General features: G+C 63.6%; 2 protein-coding genes and 1 pseudogene. All 3 read left to right on the top strand.

Annotated features, from left to right (window positions below; all coding sequences use genetic code 11):
• A pseudogene (locus INT12_RS30350) lies at window positions 1–355 on the top strand (4-hydroxy-2-oxovalerate aldolase); the annotation flags it as partial.
• 52 nt (window positions 356–407) lie between these two features.
• Window positions 408–1,163, top strand: coding sequence for an SDR family oxidoreductase (locus INT12_RS30345; protein WP_017845630.1), 756 nt, complete (start codon window positions 408–410; stop codon window positions 1,161–1,163).
• Between the two features lie 60 nt (window positions 1,164–1,223).
• Entirely contained in the window at window positions 1,224–1,652 is a 429-nt protein-coding gene (locus INT12_RS30340; protein ID WP_046484124.1) for a tautomerase family protein, read from the top strand.
• The last annotated feature ends 152 nt before the right edge of the window (window positions 1,653–1,804 follow it).

Below are 1,804 nucleotides of genomic sequence, written 5' to 3'. Positions count from 1 at the left end.
GCTGGGGGCCGGGGCGGGCAATACACCGTTGGAGGTGTTCGCCGCCGTGTGTGAGCGCATGGGGATCGAAACCGGCACCGACCTGTTCAAGCTGATGGACGTGGCCGAGGACATCATCGTACCGATGATGGAGCACATCGTGCGGGTGGACCGTGAGTCGCTGACCCTTGGCTATGCCGGTGTCTACTCCACCTTCCTGCTGCACGCCAAACGCGCGGGCCTGCAGTTCGGCGTTCCGGCGCGCGACATCCTGGTGGAGCTGGGACGCAAAAAAATGATCGGTGGCCAGGAAGACATGATTCAGGACACCGCCCTCACCATGGCTAAAGAGCGTGGCGTTCTGTTGCCGACGTGATGGCTCGCAGGGGCGTGCGCTGCATGCCCCTGACTCGATGCGAGGGTTGAACATGAATACGCAAAAAGAACTGGCTGTGGTCGTCGGGGCCACGGGCGCGTTTGGCCGGCAGATTGTTGCGCGGTTAAGCGCCAGTCACCTGGATGTGGTCGCCGTGGCGCGCAGTGCTGACGCACTCGACGAACTGGTTGATCGACATCCCGGGTTGATCGCCTGCATGGCCGACATCGCCAGCGACAGCGCGGTGGCGAGCATCCGCGCCGCGCTGGACCGGCCGGTGCGCATGATTGTGCATGGGCCCGGCGTGGCGGTCGTCGGCGGAATTCTCGATGCGCCCACCGCCGCGCTGACGGATGCGGTGAATATCAAGGTCGGCGGGTTGTTGCGCCTGGTGCGGGCGGTGGATGAGCGCCTGGTGAAAGGCTCGCGGTTGGTGGCCATCGGTGGTCACTACGGCTTTGAACCTACGGCCTATGCCGCCGCTGCCGGGGTGGCCAATGCGGCGCTGGTGAATGCCGTGCGCCAACTCAGCCTGGCCTATGGCGAGCGCGGTATTACCGCGCACCTGATCGCTCCAGGACCGGCGGACACCGAGCGCTTGCACCGGGTGGCGGCAGACCGTGCCCGGCAGCGTGGCATCAGTGCCGAGGCGGTGCTGCGCGAGATGTGCGCGGAGTCGTCTATCGGCGCCTTTACCACGCCTGCCCAAGTGGCCTGGGCCGTGAACCTGTTGCTGGCGCCCGAAGCCGATGCGATGACCGGCTCGTCGCTGATGTTGGATTCCGGGCGGCGTCGCGGCCTGCCGTAAGTGTCCTGCGCATCGACCTGTCAGGTAATAAAACCAAGAATAGCCAGCGAGATTGCCCCTATGCCTGTCGTGAACTTTCACCTTGTGGACGGCCATTGCACTGCCGAGCAAAAAGCGCGCTTGCTCAAGGACGCTTCACAGCTTTACAGCCTGCTGCTGCATTCACCCATTGAACGAGTCAGGGCCTTTATCACGTCGCACGCGACCGCCGAGTGTGCGGTGGGCGGCGAGATGGTTGAGGTCAGTGGTGTGCATGCGCCGTTTTTTGAGTTCATCGTGCTGGAAGGTCGCCCGCTGGATGAACGTCAAGCGTTAATGAGCGGCTTCACCGATCTGCTCAGCGAGCTGCTCGCGGTCGAGCGCAGCCTGATACGCGGTCGCTGCATCCGTGTTGACCCGCAGGATTGGTGCATTGGCGGGCGCGATGCCGCTGAGTTACGCAAACAGGAAATCCTCGACCGTGCAGTGCAAGCAGGCGGTGCCGAATGAACACAGGCGCGCTAGCGGTGGAAGCCGCGCCGAGACGTGAGCGTGCGCGATGAAATACCAGATCGTGATTGAAGATACCGGCGAGCAGTATCCCTGTGATGAGCGTGAGTCCGTTTTGGAAGGCATGGCGCGACTGGGGCGGCGGGGCATTC

Origin of the sequence: Pseudomonas sp. K8, from assembly GCF_014889455.1 — a bacterium.
GTDB classification, from domain to species: Bacteria; Pseudomonadota; Gammaproteobacteria; order Pseudomonadales; family Pseudomonadaceae; genus Aquipseudomonas; species Aquipseudomonas veronii.
This window is presented reverse-complemented; position numbering and strand designations above follow the sequence as displayed.